This is a genomic window from Streptomyces sp. NPDC101393 (assembly GCF_044767385.1).
In the GTDB taxonomy this organism is placed as follows: Bacteria; Actinomycetota; Actinomycetes; order Streptomycetales; family Streptomycetaceae; genus Streptomyces.
Map to the genome: position 1 here is coordinate 97,933 of NZ_JBIWNU010000010.1, position 13,460 is coordinate 111,392.

The following is a 13,460-nucleotide window of genomic DNA, read 5'->3' on the forward strand; positions in this document are numbered from 1 at the left end:
CGCGTCAGCGCCCCGCCATCCTCGCGTTGCCCGCTCACGCCACCCCCGGACCCGGCAACTCGGAGCTGAGGTGCGTCCGTTGGTGCTGCTCTCGCGGGGGTACGGCTCAAAGGATCATGCAGGTGGTGGTGGCGTGGGCGATCAGCTTTCCCTGGTCGTCCAGCACCTTTCCCTCCGCGGTGGCGGTGCGGCGGCCGGCGTGGATGACGGTGCCCTCGGCGGTGAGGGTCTGTCCGTCGGTGCGGGCGGCACGGATGTAGTTGACCTTGAGTTCGAGGGTGGTGTAGCCGGCGCCGGCGGGGAGGGTGGTGTGGACGGCGCAGCCCATGGCGGAGTCGAGGAGGGTGGCGGCGATGCCGCCGTGGACGCTGCCGAGGGGGTTGGCGAAGTCGGGGCGGGTGTCGAGGGAGATGACGATGCGGCCGTGGTCGACTTCGTCGAAGTGCATACCGAGCAAGCTGCCGATGGAGGGGATGTCGGTCGGGCGTTCGGTCTGCACCCAGCGCATCAGCTCCAGGCCGGTCATGGTGGTGAAGTCGGTGGTCGTCACGGGTCGTTCTCCTTGCAGGGTGCTGGTGCTGATGGTCGGTGACACCGGCGCGCGGGGCGGGGTGTCGTCAGGCGCGAAGGGGCTGGATGCGCGCGGGGACGTGTTTGTGCCAGGGGGTGCCCGCGATCGGGTCGCGCCAGGCGAGGTCGGTGAGGGTGTTGAGGGCAACGCCGGAGCGTTCGGTGGCGCCGTCGTCGGCGGGCAGGTCGAGGCCGAAGCCGTTGGGCAGGGCCGCGTGCCCTGGCTGCATGCGGTCGTCGATCTCGACGACCGCCTGAGCGGTACCTCGTGACGTGGTGATCCGGGCGAGGCCGCCGTCGGACAGAGCGAGCTGCTCGGCGTCGTGCGGGCTGATGCGCAAGGCGCCCTGTTGGTCGCGCTTGCGCCAGGTGTTGTCGCGGAAAATGGTGTTCGCGGTGAAGGCCCGACGCTGGCCGGCGGCCAGGACGATCGGGAAGTCGTCGCTGGTGTGCACGGTCGGTGTGGTGTCCAAGTCGGCGAGAAGACCGAGGAGTTCGGGGATGGGCAACGGGATGCGGTGGCCGGGGTGGGGCACGTAGTTCCAGGCGTCGCCGTACTCGTCCTCGGTGAACGTGATGCCGGAGCGGCCGCCCAGCATCGCGTCGAAGAGGGCATCGGCGCTTCGGTGTCCGGCCCGGCGCATGGCGGTCGGGTACTCCTTGGCGATGCGCTGCGCGAGCGCCCACAGCACCGCGGCGGATCGGCCGCCCGCGGGAAGGGTCGGGCCGAGGGTCTCGTACAGCAGATACGGGGCCAGGGCGAAGGTGCTCTTGTCGATGGCGGCCAAGGCGGCGAAGGCGAGCGTGAAGGGGGTGCGGCCCAGGCGGGCCGCCGTGTGCAGCAGGGTCAGCCTGCTGCGGGGGACGGCGTTCAGTTCGCGGACGAGGCGGGCGTAGATCTCGGGCTCGGGCAGAGTGCCGGGCAGCGGGTCGAGGACCGGGGCGCGCAGGTGGAAGGTGTTGTGCGGGAACTCGAAGGTGAAGAACGTCGCCTCCCACTTCTCGAACTGTGAGGCCGCCGGCAGCACGTAGTCGGCCTGGCGGCCGGTCTCGGTCAGGGCGATGTCGATGACAACGACCAGGTCGAGCGCGGCGAGTGCCTGGGCGAAGGCGGCGGAGTCGGCCAGGGAGTGCGCCGGGTTGGCGGACTCGATGATCATCGCCCGGAAGCGGGCGGGGTGGTCGGTGAGGATTTCCTCGGCGATCACGTTGCAGGGAACCAGGCCGCCGGGCATCCGCGCGCCGGTGACGGGGGTGCGGCGCGGGCGGGTTGAGTAGCCGGCCAGCGGGGCGACCCACGAATGCGGCTGCATGGCGCCGGGCTTGGCGAAGTTCCCTGTCAGCAGCCAGGTCAGCTTGTTGAGGTAGGACACCAGCGTGCTGTTGGGCCCCTGCTGCACACCGAGGTCCTCGTACGTCGAGACACTGGAGGCGGTGCCGATGATGCGGGCCGTCCGGCGCAGCAGATCCTCGTCCACGCCGCAGGTCAGCGCGCAGCGGGTGACGTCCACTGTCTTGAGCTGCTCGATCACCGCTTCGGCGCCGGTAGTGCGGGTGGTGAGGAAGGCGTGGTCGAGGAGATCCTCCTGGACCAGGACGCCGAGGAGGCCGGCCAGGCACCAGGCGTCGGTACCGGGCTTCACCTGGAGGTGGATGTCGGCGAGGTCGGCGGTCTCCGTGCGCACCGGATCGATGACGATCATGGTGCGGGAAGGGTCCTTGGCGATGTCCTTGAGCACGGTGCGGGCCCGCGGGACGCCGTGGGACTGCCAGGGGTTCTTGCCGAGGAAGAGGGACACTTCGGCGCGAGTGAAGTCGCCGGTGGTGTGGCCGCCGGTGAGATGGGCGTCGACGAAGCCCTCGCCGGTCTTCTCCTGTGCGAGCGGGTTGGAGCGGTAGCGGGCACCAACGGCGCGCAGCAGGGCGCCGCTGTAGGCGCCGCCAAGGTGGTTGCCCTGTCCGCCGCCCCCGTAGAAGAAGATCGATTCGCCGCCGTGGGTGTCCCGCACGGACTTCAGCCGGGCGGCGATCTCACGGAAGGCGGTGTCCCAGTCGATGGGGGTGAAGCTGCCGTCCGCCTCCCGCCGCAGTGGTGTCGTCAGCCGGGCTCCGCCGTTCTGGTAGTGGTCCAGGCGCAGGGCCTTGTTGCAGGTGTAGCCGGCGGTGGCGACATGCTCCTTGTCACCGCGGATCTTGGCGAAGCGGCGGCCGTCGGTCTGGATCCGGATGCCGCAGTTGTTCTCGCACAGGATGCACGCGCTCTTGTGCCAGGCGGTGTCGGCTGTCATCGGCCCTGTCTCCTCATGCGGTGGGCAGCTGGGGCAGCCCGCGCCCCGGGGCGAGGTGCCCGGGGCGCGGGGTGGTGCGGTCAGTGAGGTGCTGGTCAGCCGAGGGGGTTGGTGGCGTCGCGCAGGGTGGCCAGAGTCGGTGCGTACATCCGGGCCTTGATGGTGCCGAGCGTGTCGCCGGCCTTGTTCAGTTGCGCCTGGGCGATCTCGATGGCGGTGGCGCGCACGGCGTCCTCGCTGACCGCCTGGTCGACGATGCCTGCGGCCGCAGCGTCGGAGCCGCCGTAGCGTCGGGCGGTGATCATGGCCTCGTGCGCGGTCTGCGGCGCCAGCCGGGACTGGATCAGCGCGGACATGCCGGGGGTGAAGGGGATGTTGATGTCCGCTTCGGGCAGGCACCAGTAGCCGCGATCGGCGCGCATGACGCGGAAGTCATGGGCCAGGGAGAACATCGCGCCGGCGGCGAAGGTGTGCCCCTGCAGCGCGGCCACGGTGATCACCGGCAGCGACAGCATGCGCGCGAACAGCTCATGGACCGAGACGACGTAGTCCTGGTGCTGGTCGGCGTGGGCGAACAGCCAGTCCAGGTCGAGCCCGTTGGAGTAGAACTTGCCGGTGGCGGCGGTGACCAGGGCCCGGGGCCCCTCTGCCTTCTCCACCTCGTCGAGCGCGGCGCCGACTGCGGTGAGCCAGTCGGGGTGGAAGCGGTTCTCTCCGTCTCCGAGGTCGAGAACGAAGAGGTTGTCCTGTCGGTCGAGCGAGGGCATGGCGACTCCTTCGAGCTGAGCTGAGTGGGGCAGGCGGCCGCGGACTACGACCGGGGCCCGGACGCGGCACCGGGGCGGTCACCCAAGGTGTAGAGGAGCAGGTCGTGGATCTCGGCGGCGGCTGCCTCGATCGGGGCGGTGCTCTGCTCGGCCCGACACATGATCACCGCCCCTTCCACCGCCGCGATGATGAAGGCACCAAGCCTCCGGCTGCGTTCCTCGGGCAGCCCGTGTCGGACGAACAGGGCCGCGAGGGCGTCCTGCCAGCGGACGAAGACAGCGGCTGCAGCGCGGGCAAGCTGGGGGGCGTCATCGTTGGTCTCGACGGCCACCGCCACGATCGGGCAGCCGGCCCGGAAGCCGCTCTCCAGGAGCCGGTCGCGCCACAGCACGAAGAACGCGTCGATGGCCTCCACCGGATCATCCGCCTGCATGGCGGCGTCGATCAGGCCCGCGATGAAGTCCCCCGCCAGCGCCACCGCCTCGCCGATGAGCTGCGTCCGCCCGCTGGGAAAGTGGTGATACACCGAGCCTCGAGGGGCTCCGCTGTGCGCGAGGACCCGGTCGATGCTGGTCGCGCTCGCCCCGTACTCGCGCAGCAGAGCAGCTGCGCTGAGGATCATGCGGTCACGGCTGTCGCTCCTGCGCGGGCTCACCTGCCACCACCCTTCCCGATGCCGGTGCGGTCCACCAGGACCAGCTACCTGTCGGTAACTTATGGGGTATGGCATAGAACATGCAAGAGGGTGCCACGCCTTGGTTCGACGATCGCCTCAGCCGTGGCGCACGAGATGCCCGCCCGGTGTGGTGCCCGCACTTGCTCGGTGAAGGGCTGAGGCGGGGAGGACTTCGCCGTAGCGCGCTTGGTCCCGCAGCCCTTCCTCGGGCAGCGTGTGGACGAGGCCGGCGACCGGCATGCGCACGAGGCCAGTGACCGGCATGCGCACGGGGCCGCCGCCGGTGGGTGCGGCTGCAGTGCCCATTGCCAGGGGACGTTGCCTCCTCCGCATGCCTCAACTGAGGCTCCAAGCACACCCTGCCAGGAGGTCCACCGTCCCCCTTCAGCGGACGGTGGTAGGTCCGGCCCCTCCGGCCCCGCAGGCCGCGTACGCGGCACCCCGGGGGAGCCCCGTCACTGTGCGTCGCGTAGCCGAAGAAGGTACGTCGCAGTTAGCGCAACGGCACGCTCCCCGTCATGCGACAGCTCCACGAGGGCACGTGACGCCCTCGTCCCCGGGATGCCCGCCAGCGCCTGGGTCAGCCGCCCGCGTGCGGGCGCTTCAGCGGTGTCGTGGGCGAGACGGTCGACGAGCGCGGTCGCGATCTGATCCGCCGTCACACTGTCGCTCGCCAGCACGCTCAGCGCATCGGCTGCATCGGTGTCGTTCCGTCCCTCCACGATCATGTCGATGAGCGTCGGGACCGTATCGGCCACCCCACGTGTCCCGAGCGCCAAAGCCGCATACCCCCGGACCACGACGTCGGGGTTCGTGAGAGCAACCCGCAGCTGCGCGGTGGCCTCGCCACCGGGCATCTCGGCGAGGGACTGAACGGCACGCTCCCGCACCGCGGCCACCGGTGAGCCGAGGCCCTCCGCCAGCAGTGCCGTGCCGCCGTCGCCCGATCGAGCCAGCGCCCATCGAAGGGCCCCGGCCACGTTCGGCTCCGTCTCGCTCAGGGCCGCCTCGGCCAAGGCCTCCACCGGCACCGGGACCTCGTCGGCCGCGGAAAGAGCTGCGCGTTGGCGCGCGTCGGGGCTCTTCGACCCCAGTGCCTGGAGGAGCGCCACGACTTGGAGGACGTCGTCCCAGCCGGTGGGCTCCGCGGCATCGATCCGGCGCAGCCGCGTGAGCAACTCGGTCTCCGCCGCGATGCGTTCGCGCGTCTGACGGACAAGGTCGCCTACGAGAGCCGAGGCCGTGAAGCCGGGATCGTCGAGGGCGCGTCCGATCTCACGCAGCGACAGACCCAGCGACCGCAGGCTCTCGATATGGAAGATCCGCCGGATGTCCTCCCCGGAGTACTCCCGATAGCCGGAGCCGGTACGACCCGAAGGACGCACCAGACCGAGCGACTCGTAATGCCGGAGCATGCGGGAACTGACCCCGGACCGTCGCGCCACCTCGCCGATCAACATGCCCTATCGCCCCTCCTTGCCGGACCCGCCGAGGGCCACGATGCGCTTCGCCTCCTCGATCGCGAAATCGAATCCTGCGTCCGGGTCGCGCAGCAGCCGTTGTGTGGCGAGCGCGTGCGCGCGCAGGTGCGGCTCAGGGGCCGTCGTTGCGGCATGCAGAGCCGGCACGATCACTTCACCGAGGGCGACCAGCGCCCGGCTGAGACTCAGCTGTGTCTCCCGCCCACCGCGACCGAGCTGCGTCGCCAACACCGTGGCCAACGCGGACTCCTCACCTTCCGGCACGAGCACGACCGCGGCCCGCCAGGCGCTCCGCGCCACCTCCTCGTCGGCGTCGAACAGCAGTGTCCGTGTGATCGCCGGCCACGCCTGCCGGTCCCCGATCTTGGACAGCGTGTGCAACGCCTGGCTCCGTGCCTGCGCACGCTCCGAGCGGACTTCGCGGAGCAGCTCGGGAAGCGTCACGGCCACCGGGTGGCGAGTGAGCGCCCAGGTCAGCATGTCGCGGACGAGAAACTCGGGCTCGATCGCGCATCGCTCGATGAGCTTGTCGACGAAGCCCGGGTCAGGCGTCGTGCCGACCGCCATGGCAGCCCGCAGCCGCACGGACGAACGGCCGTCCTCCAATCCCTGGAGCACTCGTACGGCATCCGGGTCCTGTCTCGTGATCGTCATCGTGACCACCTCCTTGGTGAGCAGTGAAGGCCTTGTCACTGTGTCAAGGTCAAACGGGGCCCGCTGAGTGAGCGCCGGCCACCTGCTGTGTCCCCGGGTGTGGCCTTTGAGCATCGCGACGTTGGAACACCTCGGGGACTTGGGCCTGGACGAGGAAGCCACTGAGCAGTTTCTGTCCGGCAACGCACGATGGATCTTCAGTCTCTGACCGCAGTTGGGCAACATTCCACGACGGCAGGGTCGGGTATCCGGTGTCGGGGCTGTCCGCCCCTGCCGCCTGCCTGCCGCCCGGTGACCTCCACCGCACCCGGCTCAAGGTCTTGTCTCAGCCTCCGCTGCCTGGTCTTCTGTACCCCTGGTAACCCGTCGCGCGTACGCGGTCCGGTTGCCCGCGCAGCCGGCAGGGCTACGGACAGTCGACAGCGACACGGGACAGCGGAGGAGAGAGCGGCGTGGCATCAGCGGCCGGGCAGGACATCCGCGGCACTCTGCCCGAGGGGCTCGGCGCGGCCGTCCGCGAGACCGCCGAAGAGATCGCCGCGCTGTTGCGCGAGGCAACCGACATGGACCTTCCGATACCCGGGTCGGAGTGGAACGTCGGGGAGGCGGCAGCGCATCTGGCGCAGGCCAACGAGCTGATGGCCGATATCGCCGCAGGGCATGCCCGTCGTTACGGTGACGGCACGCCGCAGAGCCTCGCCGCGGCCAATGAGCGAGCGCTCGCCGCGTTCGACGAGCGCGGCGCCGAGCCGCTGGCGGCGATGATCGTGGCGCAGGCCGATGCCTACCTGAAGGCGGTGCAGGGAAGCACCGCGGAGGAGACCGTCATCACCCCGCTGGGACCGATGAGCCAGGCCGTACTGGGGTCCTACCTGCTCACGCACATGCTCGGCCACGGCTACGACCTCGCCCACGCACTCGGCCGTCCACACATGATCAACCGCGCCCGCGTCGAGCTGACCCTGCCGTTCATGATCACGGCCATGCCACGGGTGACCGACACCGCCCGCACGGCCGGTCTGACCGCCCGCTACGCGATCCGCCTGTGGGGTGGTACGCGATTCGGGGTGACGGTGACCGACGGCGCGGTGTCCGTGGGCGTGCAGCCGCCGGCCCGCCCGGACTGCACCATCGCCACCGAGCCGGTGACCTTCCTCCTCATGGCACTGGGCCGCCGCAACCAGTGGAGCGCCATGGCCCGCGGCCACATCCTCACCTGGGGCCGCAAGCCCATGCTCGCTCCCCGCTTCCCAGCCCTCTTCACGGCGCCCTGAAGGCAGCGGACGGGGGCAGGCAACCCGGTCGCCGCAGGCGCGAGGCGCTGGCCTGCCCCGCACCCATCGACATGCATCACCCCGCACCTCGTCTTCAGCGGGTGCGGGCCCCTTTGTAGCCGGGGGTCACCAGTCGGTGAGGTCGACCACGTGTGAACAGTGCGGGTCGTCGGCGTCGGTCGTGGTGAGCCGTTGTTCGTCGAGCAGTGATGGCAGGACCGCCAGCAGCGCTGTGAGGGCGCCGCCGGGGCGTACGTCGGCGGCAGTTGTCCCGGGGCGGACCTCCTCGGCGTCGAGGTAGAGACGGAGCCGGTCCGGGGCCAGGAACAGGAAGCCGCACAGGCGTGCCTGTGGGCGTTCTTCGGTGGACGGGAAGGCCAGGCAGCGCAGGAGCGTGAAGGTCCAGTCCTCGTTGGTGAAGGGGCTGGAGTCACGGTCGCGGGGTCCACGGTGAACAGGGTCATTCCCATGACGGTGCTGACCCTGTTGCTGGGGTAGATGTGGGTGCCCGTGTGGACGGTGCGCAGGAGGGCGGCGACGTCGTGCGGTGTGCGCAGTTCGTCGCCCGTGCGGAGGGGGATCTCGTAGGCGGTGAGCTGGTCGGGGGCGTACTCGTCCTTGTCGCCGAGGACCACGCGCACGGCGTCCGTAGGGGGAGGTACGGGGAGGACGCCCCGTACGTGCTGGTCATCGAGGAGAGGGGCGTAAACGTGAGGGAACAGCAGGCCCGTGATGTCGGCCTGCTGTTCCACGATCTCGTCGTGCTCGTCTGTCACTGATGTGCCCAGTGCAGGCGCTTCTGCCTGCCCTTGAAGTGTGCGGTGATCACACCGATCGTCTTGCCGTTCCCGGCGTCGTCACGCCTGTCGGCCGCCGTGCGGACCGGGCCTTGACGACGATCTTCACGGATCCGGCAGCCCGGTATCGCCATCCGGCCCAGGGCTGACGTGTTGTCGGCGTACGCGGTGGAGTGCTTGCCGCTGCCGGCACGGCCCTCCGCCCTTGCCGCGGCCGTCCTCACGTGTGGTGACGCCGGGTCACCTCGGATGTGACGGGGTCGGGGAGGTGCCGATCGTCGGCCTCGGAGTCGGGCGGTGCATGCGTAGGACCGTTGGCAGGGGAGTGGGCGTGGGTGGGCGGGCTGACGAGTTCGGTGCATCGCACCAAGGGCCGGCCGGCCGAACGGCGCGGTGCTCGCCGAGGCAGCGACCCCAGGACAGTGCCCTACCTGGCCCTTCTCGGGCTGTACGCCACCGTCTCCTGCTACAAGCGCGCTTCCGCAACCTCACCATCTGGGACACGGTTGTGGTTCAGCAGCACACCGCTTGTTTACCGGCTGCCGAAGCGCTCGACCGGGTTGAGGTAGGGGAGGTCGTCGAGGGGCTGGTCGGTGAAGAAGCGGGCCATCAGGTCTGCCAGGTCGTTGTCGCGTTCGATCTGAACCAGGTGGTCGGCCTCCTTGATGGTGGTGAACCGGGCCTGAAGGTCCTTGGCGACGCGCCGACCCTCCGGGGGCGGGGTGATGGTGTCGTGTTCGCCGGTGAAGACGAGCACGGGAGCGGTGACAGCCGGGTGGGGCCGGCTCCACGGGTGTGTCAGGAGACGCTCGTGGTGGGTGATGTCCATCGCCAGTTCGCGCTCGGTAAGGTTCGCGAACCTCTGGCGCATCAGGCGCGCGACAGCGGCCCGGCGGCGCACGACTCCGTGATCGGGCGTGGCCATGAACTGCTCGACCATGTCCTGGGCCATGTCGTCGAACAGCCCCTCGTCCACCATTCGGCGCCATCGTCGGGCCGCTGCGGCGTACTCGGGTGAAATATCCGCAGCAGTGCCTCCCAGCATCAGACGCGCGATCCGATCCGGATGGCGCTGGGCGAAGCGGAGGGCGATGGACGCGCCGAAGCAGGCGCCGAACATGTTCACCCGGCCCAAGGAGAGGGCCTCGGCGGCATGGCGGACGGTGTCCGCGAGGAAGTCCATGCCGTACTCGACGGGCAGCGGGTCGCCCTCCCCGTAGCCGGGCAGTTCCAGTGTCAGCACGGTGGTGTGCGGCAGAAGCCATCGTTCGTAGCGCTGCCATGAGAACCGGTCCTGCGAGGAGCCGCCGAGCACGATGAGAGGGTCGGTCGCGGAGGCCCCCGCGGTAGCGGTGCGGACCACGAACCGGCGGCCGTCGAAGACCAGCTTTTCTTCTGTCACGTGAGTGCCGTAGTCGAGAGTCATGCTTTTTGCATACCGGCACCTATGCGACCCCACGCCCGTTGCCCCGTTCTCCACTCCTTCGAGCGTCAAGCCGCGTAGTGGCCCGGACAGGCGACGAAGGGTGTGGCGTGGCCGACTGTGTTCACCGGGGGTAGGTCGGGGGATCCCTTGTCCCGCCGCTCGCCCTCGGACGGCGCGTCGGCGCGTCGGCGCGCTGAGCCGGCTGGCCCTGGCTCGCGGACGTCCCTACCCTCCTGGATGTCCGCGCGGTCATGGCTCGTTCCCGACAGGTCGGGCGCAGTCAGGTCCCCGCCGTCGACGGGAAGATCACCGGGCGGTCAGCACTCGCTCGACGGGCGCCAGCCTCGCCGCACCTGCCTGGCCGCCGAATCGGGAGCCCGCAAGACGAGCCCATAGACCCCGCGCCGACCTGTGAGGAACCGGCTGAGCCGGGTCACTGACGTTGAGGAGGCGGGCCCTTGAGGCTCGGCTCGGAGAACGCGGCGAGGTCGCGGCGGCGCAGTTCCTCTTCCTCGGTTTGTTCGATCCTGTGCATCGCCATGCGGAGGACGGGAGGAGCCATCACCGAGGTCACGACCGCGACCAGGACGATGATGGTGTACGTGGCCGGGGTCAGTACGCCCAGGCGCAGGCCCGCCGTGGCGACGACGATCTGAATGACACCGCGCGCGTTCATCCCGGCGCCCATGGCCAGCGCTTCCCACACGCCGAGCCGGGCGAGCAGCGCCCCGAGGAACGCTCCGGCGAACTTCCCGAGCACGGCGACCGCCAGCACCACCAGTGCGGCGACCGCCATCACCGGATGGGCCAGGGCGCCCAGGTCGATGTGCAGGCCCGCGGTGGCGAAGAAGAGGGGGGCGAACACCGCCATGACGACCGCCCGGAGCGGAGCGAGTTTCCTGAGGTCGACGTCGCTTCCGGAGCCGATGAGAACGCCGCCGATGAACGCTCCGAGCATGGCCTCAAGCCCGAGCGCCTGCGTGGCGGTGGCGCCCAGTACGAGGATCACCGTGACCACGGCGATGGTGGGCGCGGCATCGTCGGCCCGCTCCGCGATGGCCAGTGCCCGGCGCACCAAGGGCCGGCCGACGGTCAGTGCCAGGATCACCACACCCGCCATGTACCCGACCGACAGGAGGACGTGGCCGGCCCGGATCTGGCTGGTGGCCATGGCAGACACCACCGACAGCAGGAACCAGCCGATGGCGTCGTCCACCATGCCGGCCCCGAGAATGAGCTGCCCGACCGTGCGATGCAGCAGGCGCATATCGGCGAGGATTTTGGCGATCACGGGGATGGCGCTGACGCACAGGGCCACGCCGAGGAACGCGGCGAACATCGGTTGCCCGCTGCCCTCGGCGACCAGCGACGACGGCAGCAGGAACCCCGCCGCCACCCCGAGGCCCAGCGGTACCAGCAGCCCGGTGGCGCCTACGGTCAGGGTCGCCACTCCTCTACGGCGGAGCATCTTCGTGTCGATCTCGATACCGGTGGTGCCCACCAGAAGCACGACGCCCAGCTGTCCGATCGAGTCCAAGGGGCCGTGCGGCGCGGCCGCATGGGACAGCCAGGACGACAGAGCGGGGACGGCGTGCCCGAGCACCGAGGGGCCCAGCAGGATCCCCGCACACAGTTCACCGACCACGGGCGGCATCCCGACGCGTACGGCCAGCCGCCCCAGCACCAGAGCTGTGGCCAGCAACACCCCGGCCTGTACGAGAAGTCCGCCGCTCATTCGGCACCGACGGCTTCCCGGAGTCCGTGCGCAGGCCGCACGCCGGTCAAGGCCTCGACGTCGGAGACCCGGTGCGAGATGTCGGGAAGCGGTCTGCGCTGCCGCAGGCCCTCCGGAGACGTACCGATGTCCAGGGAGCCCAGTAATCGTTCCCCTTCAGCCATGGGTAACAGGACGCGCAAGCCGGGGCTGGTGCACAGCTGCCCGGTGCGCCAGACGCTGCCGTCACCACGGGCGTGCAGCAGCATCATCAGCGCGTGCGTCATGGAGCAACTCGCGGCGAGCTGCTCCCCTCCGGGAACCCTGTGTCCCGGAACGGGGGCGAACACCAGGAGGGCCCGTAGCAGCGGCTCCGGGAGACTGTTCGGACGCTTCTCGACGGCGCGGGATCCCGTTGGGGCCACCGCGCGGGCCACAGCGGCGCGCGCTTCGCCGCGCACCAGCATCCAGCGCCAGGGGAGCAGCCTTCCATGATCGGGCGCTGCGGCCGCGCCGCGCAGGAGGTAGCGGAACTCTTCGTCGCCCGGGGCGGGTTCGGTACGTATCTTCTCGCTCCTGCGGGTCACGATCGCGGTCATGACGTCCATGGGGCCTCGGCTCCTTGGGTCGGGTGGCAGGGCGGAGTTCAGGACCAGGCGACCAGATCGCCTGCTGGGGTGAGACCGAGGAAGAACGTCACGGTGACGCGCCGCCGGCCCTCCTCACCCTGCCCGTTGGGCAGTACACGGTGGTAGTGGTTCGGATTGAACAGCAGGGCGTCACCGTGGCCGGGGGCAATGGTGACGCGCCGACAGCCGTCCACCACACAGGGGTCGTACCCATACCGTTGGCGATGCGTGTCGTCGGACGCCTCCCAGCGGTGCTGCCACAGGCGCGTCCCGCCTCCCTCTTCCGGCACCGCCAGGTAGGCGTTGTAGGTGAGCTGGGAGACGATCTCCTGGTCGAAGAGGCCGGCCGGGTATTCGAGGTGGATGTCGTCGTAGTGCAGGAGGGTGCCCGCGTTGATCTCGCGCATCATCCCCACGAAGGCGGGCCGCCCACCGATGGTGGCGGCTGTGACCTTCGCGCCCCATGCCTTGCCGAGCATGTCCAGCGACATCCGGGCCGGGTCCGGTTCCATGGCGGCCTCCCGCCACATCCGCTCCGCGGCGTCGGCGGCTGCCCAGTAGCGCTCCGCCTCGAGCACCCCCTGGGGGGTGCGGTAGTCGTTGAGGGCCGGGCCGAACCTCGTCATGGCGACCCGGACCGGGTGGTAGTCGACCGTGGGCAGACGGTGCAGTGCGGCCGTCATGCTGTCGAGTGCCGCCCGGTCGAAGCAGCCGGGAATGCGGGCCGCGGCGAGCTTGCGCGCAGCGATATCGGCGATGTGCCGTCTGGAAAAGGCGGAAACATCCACGACGGAGAACCTCGGGTCGAGCGCTGTGCTGGGCATCACGTCTCCATATCCGATGTCAGAATGGGTGCCGGGACGGGGAATGGCAGGGCCAGGCAGAGCAGCGTCTTCGCACGCGGGGGTGTACGGGCGCCTGATGCTGGCTGCGCACGGGGTGACGACGGGACAGCCGTCAATGCTCAGCATGAGAAGCCTGGTGGATGTCGGCCCCACAGTATGCCCCGCTGATTATTCGCGCGAGTAGGCGAGTAGGCGAGTGGTCAGTGTGGCGCAATGTGTTCCCGATAGAACGCGCTCGCCGGCCAGTCGAGAGGGCGAATCGGCCGTCATTCGATTCGCGCCACGTTGATGGAACGACGACCGTTTGAGCGGCCGGAAGATCCATCATGTCGAATCTC

Annotated in this window: 12 protein-coding genes; 2 read left to right on the plus strand and 10 right to left on the minus strand. The window is 69.8% G+C overall.

Annotation, left to right across the window (positions count from 1 at the left end; all coding sequences use genetic code 11):
• Nucleotides 1-106: 106 nt before the first annotated feature.
• The 6 genes from ACIRQ7_RS29780 to ACIRQ7_RS29805 all read right to left on the minus strand — a co-directional run bounded on the left by ACIRQ7_RS29780 (nucleotide 107) and on the right by ACIRQ7_RS29805 (nucleotide 6,437).
• Entirely contained in the window at nucleotides 107-550 is a 444-nt protein-coding gene (locus ACIRQ7_RS29780) for a PaaI family thioesterase (RefSeq protein ID WP_404265724.1), read from the minus strand.
• A gap of 67 nt (nucleotides 551-617) precedes the next feature.
• Nucleotides 618-2,858 (minus strand): molybdopterin-dependent oxidoreductase, encoded by a 2,241-nt coding sequence (locus ACIRQ7_RS29785; protein WP_404265725.1) that lies wholly within the window; start codon nucleotides 2,856-2,858, stop codon nucleotides 618-620.
• 95 nt (nucleotides 2,859-2,953) lie between these two features.
• Nucleotides 2,954-3,625, minus strand: coding sequence for an enoyl-CoA hydratase-related protein (locus ACIRQ7_RS29790; protein WP_404265726.1), 672 nt, complete (start codon nucleotides 3,623-3,625; stop codon nucleotides 2,954-2,956).
• 44 nt (nucleotides 3,626-3,669) lie between these two features.
• The gene (locus tag ACIRQ7_RS29795) at nucleotides 3,670-4,281 is read right to left on the minus strand and encodes a TetR/AcrR family transcriptional regulator (RefSeq protein WP_404265727.1); all 612 of its coding nucleotides are present in this window, start codon (nucleotides 4,279-4,281) and stop codon (nucleotides 3,670-3,672) included.
• 476 nt (nucleotides 4,282-4,757) lie between these two features.
• Entirely contained in the window at nucleotides 4,758-5,762 is a 1,005-nt protein-coding gene (locus ACIRQ7_RS29800) for a MerR family transcriptional regulator (RefSeq protein WP_404265728.1), read from the minus strand.
• A 3-nt stretch (nucleotides 5,763-5,765) separates the two neighbouring features.
• Nucleotides 5,766-6,437 carry a HEAT repeat domain-containing protein gene (locus ACIRQ7_RS29805; RefSeq protein ID WP_404265729.1) on the minus strand — a complete coding sequence of 224 codons (672 nt, stop codon included), beginning with the start codon at nucleotides 6,435-6,437 and terminating at the stop codon, nucleotides 5,766-5,768.
• Between the two features lie 452 nt (nucleotides 6,438-6,889).
• Here ACIRQ7_RS29805 and ACIRQ7_RS29810 point away from each other — a divergent pair, with 452 nt between their 5' ends.
• Complete coding sequence (locus tag ACIRQ7_RS29810; RefSeq protein WP_404265730.1) at nucleotides 6,890-7,711, plus strand: maleylpyruvate isomerase family mycothiol-dependent enzyme; 822 nt, start codon at nucleotides 6,890-6,892, stop codon at nucleotides 7,709-7,711.
• A gap of 512 nt (nucleotides 7,712-8,223) precedes the next feature.
• Nucleotides 8,224-8,490 carry a hypothetical protein gene (locus ACIRQ7_RS29815; protein ID WP_404265731.1) on the plus strand — a complete coding sequence of 89 codons (267 nt, stop codon included), beginning with the start codon at nucleotides 8,224-8,226 and terminating at the stop codon, nucleotides 8,488-8,490.
• Between the two features lie 550 nt (nucleotides 8,491-9,040).
• On the opposite strand, the gene ACIRQ7_RS29820 is transcribed toward ACIRQ7_RS29815, so the two are convergent.
• From ACIRQ7_RS29820 to ACIRQ7_RS29835, 4 genes are all read right to left on the minus strand, one after another.
• Nucleotides 9,041-9,910, minus strand: a complete 870-nt coding sequence (locus ACIRQ7_RS29820) for an alpha/beta fold hydrolase (RefSeq protein ID WP_404265732.1) — start codon at nucleotides 9,908-9,910, stop codon at nucleotides 9,041-9,043.
• Nucleotides 9,911-10,367: 457 nt separating this feature from the next.
• A complete protein-coding gene (locus tag ACIRQ7_RS29825; RefSeq protein ID WP_404265733.1) occupies nucleotides 10,368-11,669 on the minus strand; it encodes a cation:proton antiporter in 1,302 nt (433 codons plus the stop codon).
• Entirely contained in the window at nucleotides 11,666-12,256 is a 591-nt protein-coding gene (locus tag ACIRQ7_RS29830) for a nitroreductase family protein (RefSeq protein WP_404265734.1), read from the minus strand. Before ACIRQ7_RS29830 ends, ACIRQ7_RS29825 begins: the two co-directional genes overlap by 4 nt.
• A 38-nt stretch (nucleotides 12,257-12,294) precedes the next feature.
• The gene (locus ACIRQ7_RS29835) at nucleotides 12,295-13,101 is read right to left on the minus strand and encodes a proline hydroxylase (protein ID WP_404265735.1); all 807 of its coding nucleotides are present in this window, start codon (nucleotides 13,099-13,101) and stop codon (nucleotides 12,295-12,297) included.
• Nucleotides 13,102-13,460 lie beyond the last annotated feature (359 nt).